General features: G+C 70.3%; 14 protein-coding genes. 9 read left to right on the top strand and 5 right to left on the bottom strand.

What is annotated here, in order from left to right; translation table 11 throughout:
* The first annotated feature begins 3 nt into the window (after positions 1–3).
* Together ACR81A_RS01225 and ACR81A_RS01230 are read left to right on the top strand one after the other, a co-directional pair.
* The gene (locus ACR81A_RS01225; RefSeq protein WP_440312327.1) at positions 4–1,770 is read left to right on the top strand and encodes an AMP-binding protein; all 1,767 of its coding nucleotides are present in this window, start codon (positions 4–6) and stop codon (positions 1,768–1,770) included.
* A gap of 114 nt (positions 1,771–1,884) precedes the next feature.
* Positions 1,885–3,087 (top strand): cobalamin-independent methionine synthase II family protein, encoded by a 1,203-nt coding sequence (locus ACR81A_RS01230; protein ID WP_440312328.1) that lies wholly within the window; start codon positions 1,885–1,887, stop codon positions 3,085–3,087.
* Here ACR81A_RS01230 and ACR81A_RS01235 read toward each other — a convergent pair.
* Positions 3,084–4,106 (bottom strand): o-succinylbenzoate synthase, encoded by a 1,023-nt coding sequence (locus tag ACR81A_RS01235; RefSeq protein ID WP_440312329.1) that lies wholly within the window; start codon positions 4,104–4,106, stop codon positions 3,084–3,086. The genes ACR81A_RS01230 and ACR81A_RS01235 overlap by 4 nt on opposite strands.
* 91 nt (positions 4,107–4,197) lie before the next feature.
* Between ACR81A_RS01235 and ACR81A_RS01240 the strand changes: the two genes are divergently transcribed.
* Positions 4,198–4,929: a VIT1/CCC1 transporter family protein gene (locus ACR81A_RS01240; protein WP_202382445.1), complete on the top strand. Its 732-nt coding sequence runs from the start codon at positions 4,198–4,200 to the stop codon at positions 4,927–4,929.
* Between the two features lie 43 nt (positions 4,930–4,972).
* Positions 4,973–5,887 (top strand): 1,4-dihydroxy-2-naphthoyl-CoA synthase, encoded by a 915-nt coding sequence (locus ACR81A_RS01245; RefSeq protein ID WP_440312330.1) that lies wholly within the window; start codon positions 4,973–4,975, stop codon positions 5,885–5,887.
* A gap of 45 nt (positions 5,888–5,932) precedes the next feature.
* Here ACR81A_RS01245 and ACR81A_RS01250 read toward each other — a convergent pair whose 3' ends face one another.
* Entirely contained in the window at positions 5,933–8,176 is a 2,244-nt protein-coding gene (locus ACR81A_RS01250) for a malate synthase G (RefSeq protein ID WP_440312331.1), read from the bottom strand.
* Positions 8,177–8,276: 100 nt separating this feature from the next.
* On the opposite strand from ACR81A_RS01250, the gene ACR81A_RS01255 reads away from it, so the two are divergent.
* Genes ACR81A_RS01255 through ACR81A_RS01265 form a run of 3 tightly spaced genes read left to right on the top strand, consistent with a single transcriptional unit; the run spans position 8,277 to position 11,262 of the window.
* Entirely contained in the window at positions 8,277–9,032 is a 756-nt protein-coding gene (locus ACR81A_RS01255) for an IclR family transcriptional regulator (RefSeq protein ID WP_202382442.1), read from the top strand.
* A gap of 56 nt (positions 9,033–9,088) precedes the next feature.
* Positions 9,089–10,309, top strand: coding sequence for an AMP-binding protein (locus tag ACR81A_RS01260; protein ID WP_337248973.1), 1,221 nt, complete (start codon positions 9,089–9,091; stop codon positions 10,307–10,309).
* Positions 10,306–11,262: a 1,4-dihydroxy-2-naphthoate polyprenyltransferase gene (locus ACR81A_RS01265; RefSeq protein ID WP_440312332.1), complete on the top strand. Its 957-nt coding sequence runs from the start codon at positions 10,306–10,308 to the stop codon at positions 11,260–11,262. The genes ACR81A_RS01260 and ACR81A_RS01265 overlap by 4 nt, the downstream gene beginning before the upstream one ends.
* A gap of 70 nt (positions 11,263–11,332) precedes the next feature.
* Here ACR81A_RS01265 and ACR81A_RS01270 read toward each other — a convergent pair whose 3' ends face one another.
* The 3 genes from ACR81A_RS01270 to ACR81A_RS01280 form a co-directional block, all read right to left on the bottom strand.
* Positions 11,333–12,724 (bottom strand): acyltransferase family protein, encoded by a 1,392-nt coding sequence (locus ACR81A_RS01270; protein WP_202382440.1) that lies wholly within the window; start codon positions 12,722–12,724, stop codon positions 11,333–11,335.
* 104 nt (positions 12,725–12,828) lie between these two features.
* Positions 12,829–13,500: a response regulator gene (locus ACR81A_RS01275; protein WP_202382439.1), complete on the bottom strand. Its 672-nt coding sequence runs from the start codon at positions 13,498–13,500 to the stop codon at positions 12,829–12,831.
* Complete coding sequence (locus ACR81A_RS01280) at positions 13,497–14,729, bottom strand: sensor histidine kinase (RefSeq protein WP_440312333.1); 1,233 nt, start codon at positions 14,727–14,729, stop codon at positions 13,497–13,499. The genes ACR81A_RS01275 and ACR81A_RS01280 overlap by 4 nt, the downstream gene beginning before the upstream one ends.
* Positions 14,730–15,001: 272 nt before the next feature.
* On the opposite strand from ACR81A_RS01280, the gene ACR81A_RS01285 reads away from it, so the two are divergent.
* Entirely contained in the window at positions 15,002–16,855 is a 1,854-nt protein-coding gene (locus ACR81A_RS01285; protein ID WP_202382437.1) for an ABC transporter ATP-binding protein, read from the top strand.
* Positions 16,852–18,669, top strand: coding sequence for an ABC transporter ATP-binding protein (locus tag ACR81A_RS01290; RefSeq protein ID WP_440312334.1), 1,818 nt, complete (start codon positions 16,852–16,854; stop codon positions 18,667–18,669). The genes ACR81A_RS01285 and ACR81A_RS01290 overlap by 4 nt, the downstream gene beginning before the upstream one ends.
* The last annotated feature ends 21 nt before the right edge of the window (positions 18,670–18,690 follow it).

The following is an 18,690-nucleotide window of genomic DNA, read 5'->3' on the forward strand; positions in this document are numbered from 1 at the left end:
ACCATGACCGAGACCGACGCCACCGCCGCATTCTTCGCCGCACGCGACCAGCTGCTCGCCTGCGCGGGCGACCCCGCTCGCGCACGCGCTGAGTTCAGCTGGCCTGACGTGGGAGACGCCTTCAACTGGGCGCACGACGTGTTCGACGTGATTGCCGAGGGCAACGACACGACCGCGCTGTGGATTTCGGAAGAGGACGGCAGCGAGCAGAAGCTCACCTTCGCGGAGCTGAAGCGGCGCTCAGACCAGGTTGCGGGCTGGCTCCGCTCGATCGGCGCGCGCACGGGCGATGTGGCGATGCTCATGCTCGGCAACCGGGTTGAGCTGTGGGAGATCATGCTTGCCGCGATGAAGATCGGCGTGGTGATCCTGCCGACGTCGGTGGTGCTCGGCTCGCACGAGCTCGTCGACCGCGTCGAGCGCGCGCGTGTGCGCTGGGTCTTCGCTGCGCCAGAGGACGCGGTAAAGTTCGCGGAGGTGCCTGGCTCCTACCGTGGCGTTGGGGTTGGTCTGGCACACGGCACCAAGGAGCAGCGCGCCGGGCTCTGGGAGTGGCTGCACTACGAGGAGTCTCGCGCTGCGGGCGCCGGCGCGATCGCGAAGACGACGCGCAGCACCGATCCCGCGCTTATCTACTTCACCTCGGGCACGACGAGCCTGCCGAAGATCGTGGTGCACTCGCACACGAGCTACCCGCTCGGGCACCTCACCACGATGTCGTGGCTGGGGGTGCGCCCGGGGGACACCCACCTCGTCATTAGCGCGCCTGGCTGGGGCAAGCACGCCTGGTCGAGCTTCTTTGGCCCCTGGCACGTGGGCGCCACCATCTTTGTTGCGAACTACGCGCGTTTCGACGCAGAGTTCTTGGTCTCAGAGCTGGATCGCGTCGGCGTGAACACGTTCTGCGCGCCGCCCACTGTGTGGCGCATGCTCATTCAGCACAAGCTGGAGCGCAAGCCGCACGCGCTGCGCGAGGTCGTCTCTGCGGGCGAACCGCTGAACCCTGAGGTGATCGCCCGCATCAAGGAGTGGTGGGGGCTTGAGATTCGCGACGGCTACGGCCAGACGGAAACCACCGCGCTCATCGCGAACATGCCGGGCGACCCGATCGTGCCGGGCGCGATGGGGCTGCCGCTGCCGGGTGTCGACGCCGTGCTCATCGACCCGGTGACAGGTGAGGAGGCGACGGAGGGCGAGATCTGCTTGCGCATTGAGGCGGCAGATCCGGATCGCGACGGGGCCGCCCCACGCCGTGCGCCGCTCAACCTCATGACGGAGTACCTCGGCAACGACGCGGCAACCGCGCGTGCCACCGCGAACGGGCTGTTCCACACGGGCGACGTCGCGCAGCGCGGCGAGGACGGCGTGCTCACCTTCGTGGGGCGCACGGACGACGTGTTCAAATCGAGCGACTTCAAGGTGTCGCCGTTCGAAGTGGAGAGCGCGCTGCTCGAGCACGCGCATGTTGCCGAGGCGGCGGTCGTTGGTGCGCCCGACGAGACGAAGCTGAACGTCACGAAGGCGTACGTTGCGCTCGCCGCGGGCGTCGCCGAGTCGGATGAGACGGCACGGGAGATCCTCGCACACGCCCGCGTGGCGCTGCCCCCGTACATGCGCGTGCGGCGCGTGGAGTTCTTCGAACTTCCGAAGACGACCTCCGGGAAGATCCGACGGGTCGAGCTGCGCGAGCGGGAGGAAGCCGCGTACGCCGCTGGCGAGCGCCCAGCGGGTGAGTGGCGCGAAGAGGATTTCCCCGGCCTGAAGGGGTAGTTTTCCGGTGGGGATGAGGCGCCCGCGCGACCCTGGCTGTCACGCGGCGTCACATGTCGTCATCGAACGTCACTCGACTGGGAGCCGCGGCATCGCGCTCACTACGGTCAAGGCATGACCCGCATTGAGACGACCACCGCCGGCAGCCTTCCCCGCACGGAAGCCCTGATCGCGGCGAACGCCGCCCGAACCTTCGCAGAGGACGGCTTCACGCTGCAGTCGACGCCCGAGTTCGAGGCGCTTGTCGCTGAGGCGACGCGTGACGTGGTGGAGCGCCAGCGTGCCGCGGGCATCACGCAGCCGGGCGACGGCGAGTTTGGCAAGGCGATGTCGAACGCGGTCGATTACGGCGCCTGGTGGACGTACTCGTTCCAGCGCACCTCGGGCCTCGAGCTCACGGGCAAGGACATCTTCAGCCAGGAGCCCGTGCGCTCCGAGCCGGGCAACGTGCGTCTCACCACGTTCCCCGACCGTCGCGACTGGACCGCGTTCGCGGAGGCGTACCAGGATCCGGAGAGCGGCATCAGTGTGGGCAAGAACGCCACGGCGTTCCCCGCGACGACGGGCCCCATCACCTACACCGGGCAGGAGGCGATCGCAGCGGACACCCGCAACCTCGCGGCAGCCCTCCAGCCCGGCGAGCGTGGCTTCCTCACCGCGATCGCGCCGGGTTCGGCAGCACGCATCGAGAACGAGTTCTACGGCAGCGAGCAGGAGCACATCGACGCCTGGGCCGCGGCGCTGCGCGAGGAGTACCGCGCGGTGACCGACGCCGGCCTGATCCTGCAGCTCGATGATCCCTCGCTCGCCGAGAACTGGGATCAGATCAACCCCGAGCCGAGCGTGGCTGACTACCTCGCGTTCACGCAGATCCGCATCGACGCGATCAACCAGGCCATCGAGGGGCTGCCGAAGGAACAGATCCGACTGCACCTGTGCTGGGGCTCGTGGCACGGGCCGCACACCACCGATATCGAGCTGAAGCACATCCTGAAGACGGTGCTCGGCGCGAAGGTCGGCCAGATCTCCTTCGAGGCCGCGAACGCGCGCCACGAGCACGAATGGGCGGTCTGGGAAGAGCAGAAGGACCTGATCCCGGACGACCTGATCCTGGTTCCCGGTGTCGTCGGCCACTCGACCAACCTCGTTGAGCACCCGGACCTCGTTGCGCAGCGCATTGAGCGCTTCGCGAAGATCGTCGGCCCCGAGCGCGTCATTGCCGCGACGGACTGCGGCCTGGGCGGCCGCGTGCACCCGCAGATCGCGTGGGCGAAGCTTGAGGCGCTCGGTGAGGGCGCCCGCCGCGTGCGCGTCTAACGCTCGCGCGGGTTGGTGAGGAGTGCGTGGCACCGCGCCACGCGCTCCCGCCACCAGGCGATGCGCTCGGGCGCTGCCGCATAGCGATCCAGCAGATCGGGATCGAGGGGTGGGCGGCCGACCGGAATCGAGCCCTCCTCCGGCACGAGTGACGCCCGGGTGACATCCCCGTCGAGCAGCGCGACCGTGCCGAGCCCGCACGCGCCCGCGAGCATGCCGTCGGGCAGCGCCGCGGCGAGCTGGGTGCCCATCGCGATGCCGACCGAGGTGTCGAGCGCACTCGATACCACCACGGGCAGGCCCGCCTCGGCAACGATCTCCAGCGCGCGGGCGACACCGCCGAGGGGCTGCGCCTTCACAATGATGAGGTCTGCCGCGCCCGCCCGCGCCACCGCGAGGGGGTCGGCGGCCTTGCGCACGCTCTCGTCTGCGGCGATGCGCACGGGCACGCCCGCGGCGGCGAGCCGGGTGCGCACCTCGGCGAGCTCGCCGACGGACACGCAGGGCTGCTCCGCATAGTCGAGCCCGAACTCGGCGAGCGCGGCCAACGCGGTCACCGCCTCGGCAACCGACCAGCCCGTGTTCGCATCCACGCGCACGCGCGCCGTCGGGCCCATCGCCGCGCGCACCGCCCGCACGCGCGCAATGTCGTCCGCGAGGCTCTGCCCGCGCTCGGCCACCTTCACCTTCGCGGTGCGGCAGCCGGGGAAGCGCGCGAGGATGCCAGGCACCTCGGCGGGCGTCACCGCGGGCACCGTCGCGTTCACCTCAATGCGTTCGCGATGCGCCTTGGGCTGCGGCTGCCACCCAAAGTCGAGCGCCGCCGCGAGCCACGCGCTTGCCTCCGCGTCGCCGTACTCGGTGAACGGGGAGAACTCGCTCGCCCCCTCCGGTGCCGCGAAGATCGCCGCTTCGCGCACGGTGATCCCGCGGAACCGCGTGCGCGTGGGGATCGCGACCACGCGGACGGCGCTCAGTACCTCGTCGAGGGGCGGGATCCCAATCTGATTGGCGCTCATGCCCCCAGGGTAGCCGCGGCCGGCCGCCGCACTGAGCAGCCGACGCCCGGGGGCGCTTGTGCGTCGCCCGGTTCAGGGCAACAATCAGAGCATGAGCGAGAAGGCAGTCACCGCACCGGGCCAGCACCCGCACGAACCGCACGAGAACCTGGGGCAGCGGCTCAACTGGTTGCGTGCCGGGGTACTCGGCGCGAACGATGGCATCGTGTCGACCGCGGGCGTGGTCATCGGTGTGGCAGGGGCGACGCCGGGAAACGTGCTGGCGATCGCAACGGCCGGGCTTGCGGCGCTCGTCGCCGGCGCGTTCTCGATGGCCGGGGGCGAGTACGTGTCCGTGAGTACCCAGCGGGATACCGAGCGGGCGATGATCGCGAAGGAGAAGCGCGAGCTCGCCGAAATGCCCGAGGAGGAACTGCGTGAGCTCGCGGGGCTGTACGAGCAGCGGGGGCTCTCGCCCGAGCTCGCGCAGCAGGTCGCCGAAGAGCTGACCGCGCACGACGCGCTTGCCGCGCACGCCGAAGTCGAGCTGGGGATCGACCCCGACGAGTACACGAGCCCATGGGTGGCCGCGGTGTCCTCGTTCGTTGCGTTCAGCGTGGGGGCCCTGATCCCGCTCGCGGTCATCCTGCTGCCCGTTGGCGAGTCCCGGGTGTGGGTCGCCGCGGTCGCCGTGCTGATCGGGCTGCTGCTCACCGGATGGATCAGCGCGGTGCTGGGGAAGGCGCCGCGGGGCCCCGCGATCCTGCGCAACATCGTGATGGGCGGTGCGACGATGATCGCAACGTACGCGATTGGCTTGCTGTTCGGCGTCGCCGTCTCGTAGCGGCGGGCCGCCCATGCGGTGCCGCGCGGAATAGGCTGGGGGCATGACGCAGCAGGTTTCCGAACTCTTCGACCCCGCCGAGTGGGAGCTCGCCCCCGGCGCGGACGGCTACACCGACATCACCGCGCACCTGAGCCTTGACGGTCGGATCGCGCGCATCGCGTTCGACCGCCCGGAGGTGCGCAACGCGTTCCGCCCGCACACCGTCGACGAGCTCTACGATGCGCTCGATCGGGTGCGGGTGAACCCGCGCGTGGGCGTCGTGCTGCTTACCGGCAACGGGCCGTCGGAGCGCGACGGCGGCTGGGCGTTCTGCTCCGGCGGCGACCAGCGCATCCGCGGGCGCGACGGCTACAAGTACGCCGACTCGGAGACGGCGGTTGGGCCCGAAGAGCGAGCACGCGCAGGCCGCCTGCACATTCTCGAGGTGCAGCGCCTCATCCGGTTCATGCCGAAGGTGGTCATCGCGCTGGTGCCCGGGTGGGCGGCGGGCGGCGGACACTCACTCAACGTGGTGTGCGACCTGACGATCGCGAGCCGCGAGCACGCGAAGTTCAAGCAGACGGACGCCGATGTGGGGTCGTTCGACGCCGGCTACGGCAGCGCCTACTTTGCCCGTCAGGTCGGGCAGAAGTTCGCGCGCGAGATCTTCTTCCTCGCGGAGACCTACGACGCCGAGCGGGCGCGCGAGATCGGTGCGGTGAACGAGGTCGTGCCGCACGCGGAATTGGAGCGCACGGGCATTGCGTGGGCGCGCACCATTCTCGGAAAGTCGCCCACCGCGATCCGCATGCTGAAGTACGCGATGAACGCGGTGGACGACGGGATCGTGGGCCAGCAGCTCTTCGCCGGCGAGACTACGCGCCTCGCCTACGGCACCGATGAGGCCGTCGAAGGGCGCGACTCGTTCCTCGAGAAGCGCGAGCCCGACTGGAGCCCGTTCCCGTACCACTTCTAGGGCGCGGGAGCGTGGGTGGGCGGCCCGGCCGCCCACCCACGCGCACTACACGAGTGCGGCCTGCTCGGCCTTCTTCGCGCGGCGCAGCTCGTGCAGCAGGGGCTCCGTGTAGCCACTCGGCTGTGCCCCGCCCTCGATGATGAGGCGGCGTGCGGCCGTGAATGCGATGCCGGGCGTCTCGCCGTCGGCGCCGAGCAGCTGCTCGTACGCCGGATCGGCGGCGTTCTGGCGGTCCACGACGGCCGCGCAGCGGGTCAGTGCCGCATCGATCTCAGCCTCACTGATCACGCCGTGCAGCAACCAGTTGGCGAGCAACTGGGCGGAGATGCGCAGGGTGGCCCGATCTTCCATGAGCCCGATGTCGTGAATGTCGGGCACCTTCGAGCAGCCAACGCCCTGGTCGATCCAGCGCACCACGTAGCCGAGGATCGACTGCGAACTGTTCTCGAGCTCCGCTGCGACGGTCTCTGCGTCGAGGTCCCCGGGCTCCGCGAGCGGCACGGTGAGCAGGTCTGCGAGCGCGCGCTCCGCGTTCGTGGGGTCCGCGGCGGCGGCGGCAACCAGCTCAGCGCGCGCCGCGAATGCGTCCACCCGGTGGTAATGGGTGGCGTGCAGCGTTGCCGCGGTGGGGGAGGGCACCCAGGCGGTCGAGGCCCCCGCGCGCACGTGCCCGATCTTCTGCTCGAGCATGGCGGCCATGAGGTCGGGCATCGCCCACATCCCCTTGCCGATCTGCGCGTGCTCGTCGAGCCCGCAAGCGACACCGATCGTCACGTTCCGCGCTTCGTAGGCCGGCAGCCACGGCTCCGTGCGGATGGCGGCCTTCGGGAGGAATGGCCCGGCGTGCATGGAGGTGTGGATCTCGTCGCCCGTGCGGTCGAGGAAGCCCGTGTTGATGAAGGCGACGCGGTCGGCCGCCGCAGCGATCGTCGCGGCGAGGTTCGCGGAGGTGCGACGCTCCTCGTCCATGATTCCGACCTTCAGCGTGAGGGCGGGCAGGCCAAGCAGCTGCTCGACGCGAGCGAACAGCTCGGCCGTGAACGCGGCCTCGGCGGGGCCGTGCATCTTGGGCTTCACGATGTACATGGACGCCGTGCGCGAGTTCGCCTGCGCGCCGCGCAGGTCATCGAGCGAGCCGAGCGCCGTCATGATCGCGTCAATGATCCCCTCGGGAGTCCACGCGCCCGTCTGGTCGAGGATCGAATCGCCGAGCATAAGGTGGCCGACGTTGCGCACGAACAGCACGGAGCGGCCGGCCAGCGTGAGTTCCTCGCCCTGGGGTGACGTGATGACCCGGTCGGGGTTCATGCGGCGGGTGAAGGTCTTGCCACCCTTCGCGACCTCCTCGGTGAGCGAGCCATCCATGAGGCCGCGCCAGTTGCGGTACCCGAGCGCCTTGTCCTCGGCGTCGACGGCGGCAACGGAGTCCTCGAGATCCATGATGGTGGTGAGGGCGGCCTCAAGCACGATGTCCTGCACGCCCGCCGCGTCGCCCGCGCCGATCTGCCCGGTCCGGTCGATGACGATCTCGGCGTGGAGGCCGTGGTGCACGAGCATGATCGAGGTCGGGGCCGCGGGCTCGCCCGTGTAGCCAACAAACGTTGCGGGATCGGCGAGAACCGCAGTGGTGGATTCGTCGAGCGCCACGCGGAGTTCGCCGTCGACAACCGAGTACGCCGTTGCCGCGGCGTGCGAGGGGGCGTCGCCTCGCTCGGGATCGGAGGCGAGCGAGCTGCCGGAGTGCACGACAAGCGGCGCAATCGTGTCGAGCAGCTCTCGGCCGTGCGCGATTACCGCGGCGCCGCGCGCAGGGTTGTAGCTCGCGCCGGGGGCGAGCTCGCCCTCCTGCGAGATGGCGTCGGTGCCGTAGAGCGCGTCGTAGAGCGAGCCCCAGCGTGCATTCACCGCGTTGAGCGCAAAGCGTGCGTTGAGGATCGGCACGACAAGCTGCGGGCCCGCCATGCTGGCGATCTCGGGTGCGACGTTGGCGGTTGTCGCGCGCACCTCGCCGGGCTCGGGTGCAAGGTAGCCGATCTCCGTGAGGAACGCGCGGTAGGCGGCGGGCTCGGGGATGCCGGGCTGGGCTTGGTGAAACGCATCGATGCGGGCCTGCAGCTCATCGCGGGTGCGCAGCAGCTCGGCGTTGCGTGGCGCGAGTTCGTGGACGATCGCGCTCACCCCCGCCCAAAACGTGTCGGGGTCGATCTGGTGCCGCGACAGGCTCTCCTCGGCGAAAGCGAGGATCGGTTCGGCGACAGAAAGGTCGGCGCGGGACGCGTATGCGGTCATGCGAGCTCCAATGCTGGGGGCGGTGGGCGCTGCTTCGCGCCACAGCCCACGATAGGAGGCCGATTGCTGTTTTGGAGTATTCACTCCGTATGATGGAATCATGAGATCCGAACCCTCGGTCCCCGCCTCTGGCGGCGGACAGGTGCAGTCGGTTGCGCGCGCGTTCAGCCTGCTCGAAGCGCTTGCGACGGCCGACACCCCGCTCCCGCTCGCCGAGATCGCCGCGCGCACGGGCCTCGCAGTGCCCACCGCGCACCGGTTGCTGCGCACCCTGCTCGATCTCGGGGTGGCGCGTCAGCTCGAAACGCGCGACTACGCGCTCGGCCCGCGGCTCATCGGCCTCGGCGAGCGTGCCACACCGCCGCTCGCGGAGTCGGCGCGCGGGGCACTGATCCAGCTCGAGGAGGCCGCGCAGGAGACCGCGAACCTTGCGGTGCTCGATGGTGACCTGGTGGCCTATGTTGCGCAGGTGCCCTCTCGGCACCGCATGCGCATGTTCACTGAAGTGGGGCGACGTGTGCTGCCGCACGCGAGCGGCGTGGGAAAGGCGATGCTCGCCACCCTGCCCGAGCGGCGCGTCCGCGAGATCCTCGCCCGCACCGGCATGCCGGCCTACACGCCGACGAGTATCACGAGCGAGGAGGCGCTGCTTGCCGACCTGCGCGAGACTCGCCGTCGCGGTTTCGCGATCGACGACGGAGAGCAGGAGGTGGGGGTGCGGTGCATCGCGGTTGCGGTGCCCGGTGCGGTGCCCCCGGCAGCGCTTTCCATCTCCGGACCGAACGCGCGCATGACCGACGCGATTGTGGAGCGTGCGGTGACCGAGCTCACGCGCGCTGCGAACGAGCTCGCGTAGGGCGCCACCGTCCGTCGAGCGCGCGAGCGCCGCGGTGCAGCGAGTACCCTGGAGGGGTGACTTCGCACTCCGGACTTCGCGCCATCCCAACCGATGATCGCGCCTGGCTGCTGGCCGCCCTGCAGGACGCGCTCGCGGGCGGCGCCCCCGTGTTCCCCGTGCCTCCGGGGACGGATGACGCAGTGGTGGCTGAACTGCTCGACACCCCACTCCTCGAGGGCACGGCGCTTGTGGTGCGCACCTCTGGCTCTAGTGGGATCCCGAAGGCGGTTGCCCTCTCCGCGGCGTCCCTCATCGCGAGCGCCGACGCCACGCACGAGCGATTCGGCGGCCCGGGGCAGTGGCTCGTCGCCCTGCCGAGCCACCTGATCTCGGGCATCCAGATGCTCGTGCGCAGCGCGCGCAGCGGCATCGACCCGGTGTTCTTCGACGGCCCGTTCGATCCCGCGGCGCTGCTCGCAGCCGCGGACACGATGAGCGCTGAGCGACGCTACGTGTCGCTGGTGCCGGTGCAGCTCACGCGGCTGCTCGACCTTGCGGCGGCAGACCCGGCCGCGGCCGAGACGCTGCGCCGCTTTGACGCCGTGCTCGTCGGAGGGCAAGCGGTATCCGTGGCGCTGCGGCAGCGCTGCCACGAGCTCGGCGTCGCGCTGAAGCGCAGCTACGGCATGACGGAGACCGCGGGCGGCTGCGTCTACGACGGCGTCGAGATCGGCGACACCCGGGTGCGCATTCGCGCGGGCGAGGTGCAGCTCGCGGGCTCGGCGCTCGCGCTCGGCTACCTGGGGGATCCGCAGCTCACTGCAGAGAAATTCATTACCGAGGTCGGGCGCGATGGCGTGCCCGCCCGGTGGTATCGCACCGGCGACGCCGGGGAACTCTTGGGCGGCATGCTGACCGTCACTGGACGCCTCGATCGTGTACTCATTTCCGGCGGCATCAACGTGTCGCTCGACGAGGTGGAGCGCGTGGTGCGCGAGCTCACCGGTTGGGCCTCTGCCGTCGCGTTCGCCGCACCGCACCCCGAGTGGGGGGAGCGCGTCACCCTCGTGGTAGAGCTTGCCGGGGAGACCGAGCGGCTGGAGTTCGCCGCGGTGCGTGAGGCCGTGCGCGCCCAATTGGGCGTCGCCGCGGTACCCGAGTGGGTCACCGAAACAGACTCGATCCCGCGGCTCGCGGGGGGAAAACCGGATCTCGCCGCACTCGGCGAGTGGATTGGGCGTGTGCGCGACAGCTTCCGTGAGACGCGGCGCGCAGCAGGGGAGGATCAGGCGTGAACCAGGCGAAGGATCGACGGAAGTCGGGCAACCCGGCGGTGCGCGCGGCGGCGGAGCAGCGTGTTGCTGCGGGAGCTGAGCCGCGCATCACGTGGCGCAACTGGGTGGGCGGTGCGCGCCTGCGCACGCTCCCGTTGGCCGTCGCGCCCGTTGCGGCCGGTGCCGGTATCGCGCACATGGTGCAAGGCTTCTCCTGGCCGCTCACGCTCCTCGCGCTCGCGGTGGCCGTGTTCCTGCAGATCGGCGTGAACTACGCGAACGACTACTCAGATGGCGTGCGCGGCACCGATGAGTTCCGCGTGGGCCCCGCCCGGCTGACCGGCTCCGGGCTCGTCAACCCGAAGCACGTACTCGTCACGGCACTCACCTTCTTCGGCCTCGCCGCGGTGGCCGGCCTCGTCGCGGTCGCGCTGAGCGGTCGCTGGTGGTTCCTCGCGCTCGGCGCGGTCGCCATTGTCGCCGCGTGGTTTTACACAGGCGGCAAGCGTCCGTATGGTTACGCGGGCCTCGGCGAGGTGGTCGTGTTCATCTTCTTCGGCCTCGTCGCCACGGTCGGCACGGTGTGGTTGCAGACGGACGTTCAGACGCAGGAGGCGTGGTTTGCGGGCGCCGGCGTGGGCTTCTTCGCGGTGGCGGTGCTCATCGTGAACAACGTTCGCGACATCCCTACGGACAAGCTTGCCGGCAAGAAGACGCTCGCGGTGCGCATGGGGGATCGCGCCTCGCGGATTCTCTTCGTCGTCTGCCTCCTGCTGCCGTTTGTGGTGCCCGCGGTGTTCGGCTTCGCGCACCCGGGCATGGTGCTCGTGTGGCTGGTGCTGCTCATCGTCGCCCCGTGCATCCTGATCGTGCTCACCGCGAAGACGCCGAAGGAGCTCATCCTCGTGCTGCAGCTCACGAGCCTCGCGGGCCTCGTCTACGGCGTGCTGCTCGGCCTGGCGTTCGCCTTCTAACCTGACCCGCCCCTCCCCCCCCGTTCCTCCTGAATCGGGGTCACTTCGGCAGGGTGTCGTGCGGATGCGCTCAGCGACACCCTGCCGAAGTGACCCCGATCGAGTGGGGGTGGGCAGGGGGACGGGGAGAAGCCGGGGGCCTGGTCGCCGCCCGGGCCGTCACCGCACGGGTGCCCAGGGCGAGCAGGATCGCGCCGGCAGCCCAGGCCCAGAGTGCGCCGCCGGTGGCGAGCACCACGAGCACGCCACCCGCGCCGCACAGCACCGCGGCCGCCACTCGGATCGGCTGTGCGCTGACCGGTGCGGCAGACGGGCGGCGCTCCCAGCGGTGCACGAGCGGCATCACCGCGGCGACCGCGAGCGCTGCGGCGAGCAGCCACGCCGGGCGGCCGAGCCACCATGCTGCGGAGAGCGGATCGGGGATCAGCGCGGCAGCGCCTCCGAGTGAGCCGGCTGCAAGCGTGGCCCCGGCGAGCAGCACCACCACGGGCATGTGCCAGGCGTACACGGTCATCGAGGCGCCGTTCAGTGCATCAGAGCAGCGCTGCACGCGTGGCGACTCAGCCCACGCCGCGAGCGCCGGGCGGAAACGCGCGAAGAGTGCCAGCTGCACCACCCCGAGGAGCGCGAGGGCGGCGGTGGGTGGGTTGAGCGCCTCGTACAGGTTCGCCGGGCTGAGCCCCGTGAGCATGAGCGCGGCGAGCCCAACAACTGCCCAGCCGGCAACGCGGAGTGAAGGCACCCGGCCGTCCGCGAGCCAGAACCCCAGTTGCTGCACGAACAGCCACACGAAGAGCAGGTTCGCGAAGCCAATCGCGTCCACCCCGCTGAGGAATCGGACGGCGTCGACGGCCGCGATCCCGATCCCGATCGAAATAAGTGTGGCGACGGGGGCGCGTTCGTGCAGGCGGAGCCCGAGCGGCACGAACGCCGTGCAGAGCACGTAGACCCCGAGGAACCACAGCGGCTGGCTGATGCGCCAACCGGCGGTGGCGACGAGTTCGGGGGACAGACCGGCGGCGCTCAATGCGGCGAGCGTGGCGGTGACGGCCACGGCGGCGGCGAGTGGCACGGGGAGGAGGCGGCGCATGCGGGTCGCGAGGTACGGCGCGGTTCCGACGCCCCGACCCCGCACCCGACGGAAGTGTGTCGCGGAGGCGAAACCGCCCATGATGAAGAACAGTGGCATCATCTGCGTGAACCACGAGAACACCGTGAAGCCACTCCATGATTCGAGCGCGTTCTCGAGCACCACCTCACCATCCCGGATACCGATGCCCACCATGAGGCTGTGCATCACGACGACCGCGATGAGACAGGCCGCGCGCACCAGGTCGACCGCGCGATCGCGGCCGGGCGCCGCGCTGCGCGAGGCGGTCAGGGGAGCGGTGCCCGGCTGCGGAGCGTGGGGCGCTGCGGGCGGGGCTGACGCGCGACGAGGCGCGGGCGATACGAGGGTCATGCGAGGGTCCTTCCAACGTGCTGGAAGAACAGTCCCGCGAGGAAACTCGCGCAGGCATCACCCCGAGGTGCGCTTTCGACCCCCTACCGGGGTATGGGTGCGGCCTAGCGATCCGGTTCGACGAGGCCCGCGTCGTAAGCGAGGATCACCGCCTGCACACGATCGCGCAGCCCCAACTTCGTGAAGATCCGCGTGACATGCGACTTCACCGTCTGCTCGGCGATGAACAGCTCGCCGGCGATCTCGGTGTTCGAACGCCCCGCGCCAATGAGCACCAGGATTTCGCGCTCGCGTTCGGTGAGCTCGGCGAGTCGGAGCGCGTGCGTGTCGCGCGGCGGGCGCTGCTCGGCGAAGCGCTCCAGGAGGCGACGGGTGACGCTCGGGGCGAGCAGCGCATCGCCCGCGGCGACCACCCGCACGGCGTTCACCAGGTCGGCTGGGGGTGCGTCCTTGAGGAGGAAGCCGCTCGCTCCCGCACCCAGGGCTTCGTGCACGTACTCGTCAATGTCGAAGGTGGTGAGGATCACGACGCGCGGCACATGGTCGACGCGCGCCGGCGGCGACATGAGTGCCCGCGTTGCCTCGAGGCCGTTCATCTCCGGCATGCGCACGTCCATCAGCACGACGTCGGGTCGGAGGCGGTGCGACAGCGCCACCCCCTCGGCGCCGTCTGCGGCCTGGCCCACCACGGTGAGGTCGGGCTGCGCATCGAGGATCGCGGCGAAGCCCGCGCGCACCATCGCCTGGTCGTCGACGATGAGAACGGAGATGGTCATGCGGAGGGCTCCTCGGGAGAAACGGGATGGCGGAGTGTGAGCTGCGTGCCCGGAACGATGGGCAGCAGGGCGGTGACCTGGAACCCGCCGCCGGGGGAGGGATCCGCGGAGAGTGCACCGCCGAGCGCGGTGACCCGCTCGCGCATGCCGCGGATGCCGTGGCCACTCGGGTCGGGGGCGGCCCGCACCGTGCGGTCGGCCGGCGGCGCTCCGTTCTGCACGATGACCCGCACGCCCGCGGGCACTGCGGGTGCCGGCGGCTCGGGGGCAAGCGACACCGTGGCGGATGCTCCGGCGGCGTGCCGGGCTGCGTTGCCGAGCGACTCCTGCACCACCCGGTAGACCGCGAGCTGGCACACGGGGTCCATGCGTGCGGCGAGGGGGCCGGGAAGCTGGTCGGTGAGCGTCGCCCGCGACCGGGCGACGAGCTCGGGGAGGTCGCCGAGGCCCGGCTGCGGCGCGTGCTCGGCGCCGTCGTCGGCCCGCAGCACGCCGAGCAGGGCGCGCATCTCGCCGAGCGCGGTGCGGGCGGTTGCCGCGAGCTCGTCGAATTCGTCGGCTACCGCCTCGTCGATCTCCGGGAAGCGGTAGCGCGCGCTCGCCGCCTGCACCTGGATCACCGACATGCCGTGCGCCACCACGTCGTGCATCTCGCGGGCGATGCGCGTGCGCTCCTCGGCGATCTGGCGGCGCGCGAGTTCGAGTTCGGAGACTTCGCGCGCCTCGGCGAGCTCACCCCGTGCCGCGCGGACGGCGCGCACCAGCGTCGTGATCCCGATCGTGATCGTGGAGAGCGCGAGCAGCACGATGAGGTTCGCCACCATCGGGCCACCCGGGACGGTGTTCCCCGCGCCCGAGGCGACACCGCTCGCCGTGATACCGATGAGCGCGGCGCTCGCGACCGCGGCCAGCCACCGCCCGTGGAGCGCGACGAGTACGTACGTCGCGAGGAGCGCGAGGAGGGAGGTGACCTGCACAGGCCAGGGCGCCGTGGCGGTGGGCTGCGCGAGCGTGAGCCCCGAGATCACCGCAATCGTCAGCACCGCGAGGCCCCAGCGGGGGAAGCGTAGCGCGATGAGCAACCCGGCCGACTGCGTGGCCGCAATCATGAGACTCTCCACCACCGGCATGCCGTAGACGGTGACGCCGAGCGCGGCGGAGACGGCAAGCAGCGCGACCGCGAGCAGGGTCGCGGCGCCCCACAGCCAGGGGGATCGGCGGGCGGTCATGCGCCCAGGCTACTGCGCACACCACGCCGAACCACACAGAATTGGTGCTTGCGCGGCGCGCGCTCACCCGGATAGGGTAATTCTCGGTATCCCCGAAGACCCGGAAAGGAGCAGATCATGGCGTCAATCATCACCGCAGCAGATCTCGCTCGTCCGGGCACCCTGCTGACCGGACATTAGGTTTCCCGCGGCCCGCCGCTTCGCGCGCTGCCGCCCCTCCCGCTTCCAGCTTCTTTCGCGCCGCACTCGCGCGCACTCTTCGATCAGGGATCATGACTTCTCACGCTTCCGCGTCGCCCGCAGACGACGCCACCCCCGGCACTGACGACGCAGCCGTTCAGGCGCCTCGCCTGTCGACGGCTCGCGCCCTCGCGCGCCTCCTTCCCTTTGCGCGCCCCGCACTGCCCCGCCTCATTGGCGGCGCGCTCGTGGGGCTCGGCGCTGCAGTTGCCAGCCTGCTCATTCCGCTCGTGCTGCAGTGGGCTGTTGACGGCCCCATCACCACCGGCGATCGCCGCCAAATCGTGTGGGCGACGCTCGCCGTGCTCGCCCTCGGCGTGCTGGAAGCCCTGATGGTCTTCCTGCGTCGCCGCTTCGTGCTCGCCCCCTCGACGGGCATCGAGTACCGCATTCGCCAGTCGTTCTACGATCGCCTGCAGCGTCTCCCGGTCGCGTTCCACGACCGGTGGCAGTCGGGGCAGCTGCTCAGCCGCATGATGCAGGACATCGGCACCATTCGCCGGTGGCTCGCCTTCGGCCTGATCCTGCTGCTCATCAACCTGCTCACCATTGTGATCGGCGCGGCGCTGCTATTCCGCTGGCACTGGGCGCTCGGCACCGTGTTTGTGATCTGCTCGATCCCGGTCTGGATCGTGGGGTTCAGCTTCGAGCAGCGCTACGGTGTGCTGTCTCGGCGCAGCCAGGACCAGGCGGGCGACCTCGCGACCGCGGTCGAAGAGAGCGTGCACGGCATCCGCGTGCTGAAGGCGTTCGGCCGCGGCGGCCACGCGCTCGGCCAGTTCCGCAGCCGCGCGGAGACGCTGCGCGAGACAGAGATGCGTAAGGCGAAAGAGGTGGGCGCGCTTTGGTTCTGGCACGAACTTGTGCCGATTCTCGCGCTCGGCGCCTGCTTCATTACGGGAGTGTGGCTTGCCGCGCACGGCCTGCTCACGGTCGGTGAGCTCGTCGCGTTCTTCGCGATGGCCGCTGCGCTCCAGTGGCCGATGTCGTCGCTCGGGTACCTCTACTCGTTCCTCGTCGACACGCGCACGGCGACCGATCGCATCTTCGAGGTGTTCGACGCGCCGATCACGGTGCAGGATCCCGAGACGCCCCGCACCATCTCCGAGCCGCGCGGCGAACTCGTGTTCCACGACGTGACCTTCCGCTACCCGGACGCCGCCGCATCGGAACCCGCGCTGCTCGACGGCGTGGACCTCGCGCTGCGCCCGGGGGAGACCCTCGCACTCGTCGGCGCGACGGGCTCGGGCAAGACGACCATGACCACGCTCCCGACGCGCCTGTTCGACGTGACGGGCGGCGCGGTGACCCTCGACGGGGTCGATGTGCGCGAACTGCGGCTTGAAGAACTGCGCCGCCGCATCGGGGTCGCGTTCGAAGAACCGATCCTGTTCTCCGCCTCCGTGCGCGAGAATGTGCTGCTCGGCCGAGACGACCTCGACCCCGCCAGCCCCGAGGCTGACGCGGTGCTCACCGAAGCGCTCGAGGTCGCGCAGGCCGGCTTTGCCTACGAGCTCCCGGAGGGGCTCGACACCGAGGTGGGCGAGGAAGGGCTTTCGCTCTCCGGTGGTCAGCGGCAGCGCCTCGCGCTCGCCCGCGTGGTGGCCGCCGCCCCCGATGTGCTCGTGCTCGACGACCCGCTCTCGGCGCTCGATGTCGACACGGAGGCCCTCGTTGAGGCCGCGCTTCGTCGCGTGCTCGAGGGCACCACCGCGCTTATCGTCGCGCACCGCCCCTCGACCGTATCGATGGCCGACCGGGTTGCCGTGTTGCGTGACGGCAAGATCATCGCGATCGGCACGCACACCGAGCTCTTGCGCGAGAGCGCCCACTACAGACACTTGATTGCCACAACCCCGGAGCCCCGAGAGGAGGACCGCGCATGAGCCCCGCAAGCGTGCACGGCACGAGCGGCGAAGACCGCGACCAGTACACCCGCGAGGAGAGCCGCGCGATCCGCCGCCGCTCGCTCCGCCTGCTCGGCTCGATCCTGCGCCCGCTCAAGGGCCTGATCGCTCTCACCGCGATCGTCATTGTCATCTCGACGGCGGCGCGCGCCGTGGGACCCACCCTCATCGCCTTCGGCATCGACGAGGCACTCCCGCGCGCGGTGAACGATGGCGACTGGATGCCGGCGGTCGGCATCGGGCTCGCCTTCCTCGTGACGGGGACGCTCGGCTCCCTGTTGGTCGGTTGGTACATCGTGCTCATCGCGCGGCTCACGCAGGCCGTGATGATGGAGCTGCGGATCCGGATCTTCCGGCACACGCAGCGCCTCAGCCTCGAATTCCACGAGGGATACACCTCGGGTCGCATCATTGCGCGCCAGACGAGCGACCTCGAGTCGATCCAGGAGCTGCTCGATGGCAGTCTGAATGAGCTGATCGACGCGATCCTCATCGGCAGTTTCACGCTCATCATGCTGTTCCTCATCGATTGGCGCAGCGGCCTGATCCTGCTCGGCATGGGGATCCCGCTCGTTATCCTGATGCGCTGGTTCGTGGTCGAGTCGCAAAAGGGGTTCCGCGCCACCCGTGTGGTGAGCGCCCGCCTCATCGTGCAGTTTGTTGAGACGATGACGGGCATCCGGGCGGTGCAGGCGTTCCGCCGCGAGCCGCGCAACCGCAAGGAGTTCGGCACCGTAGCGGAGAACTACCGCCAGGCGAACCTGCGCGTGTTCCGCCTCTTCGGGGTGCTCGATCCGGGCCTCATTCTGCTCGCCAACGTGACCATCGGCGTGGTGCTGCTGTGGGGTGCGCTGCGCGTTGCCGACGGGGCGCTCGCCATCGGCGTGCTGCTCGCAGCTGTGCTCTACGTGCGCAACTTCTTCGGTCCGATCGAGGAGGTGGCGATGTTCTTGAACTCGTATCAGTCGGCCACCGCGGCGCTCGAGAAGGTGTCGGGCGTGCTCGAGGAAGATCCAACAGTGCGGGATCCGGAGGCCCCCACCCCGCTCCCCGCCGCGCGCGGTGAGCTTGAGTTTGACGGCGTGAGCTTCGGCTACGGCGGCGGGCGCACCGTGCTCGCCGACTGCGACCTCGTGATTCCTGCGGGGCAGACCGTTGCGCTTGTGGGCACGACGGGCGCTGGCAAGTCCACGCTCGCGAAGCTTGTGGCGCGCTTCTACGACCCGACGACCGGTGTGGTGTCGCTCGACGAGGTGGATCTGCGGGAGCTTGACCCCGCGGACCTGCGCCGCGCGATCGTCATGGTGACGCAGGAGGCGTACCTCTTCAGCGGTACGGTCGCCGACAACATCGCGCTCGGCCGACCGGACGCGAGCGCCGAGGAGATTCGCGCCGCGGCGCGCGCCGTCGGGGCTGACGCCTTCATCGAGGCGCTGCCCGACGGCTACGACACTGACGTGAACAAGCGCGGCGGCCGCGTCTCGGCGGGGCAGCGGCAGCTGATCTCGTTCGCGCGCGCCTTCCTCGCTGATCCGCGGGTGCTTATCCTCGACGAGGCCACCGCCTCGCTCGATCTGCCGAGCGAGCGGCTCGTACAAGACGCGCTGCAGCGGCTCCTCGCCGATCGCACCGCGATCATCATTGCGCACCGCCTCTCGACCGTCGCGATCGCCGATCGCGTGCTCGTCATGGAGCACGGTCGAGTGGTCGAGGATGGGAGCCCGGCCGAGCTCATCGCAGCGGGTGGGCGCTATGCGGCGCTGAACGCCGGGTGGGAAGCCTCGCAGGCGTAGCCGCCCGGCCCCCCGCGCCCG

This window comes from Leucobacter chromiireducens, from assembly GCF_051993095.1.
Taxonomy (GTDB): Bacteria; Actinomycetota; Actinomycetes; order Actinomycetales; family Microbacteriaceae; genus Leucobacter; species Leucobacter chromiireducens.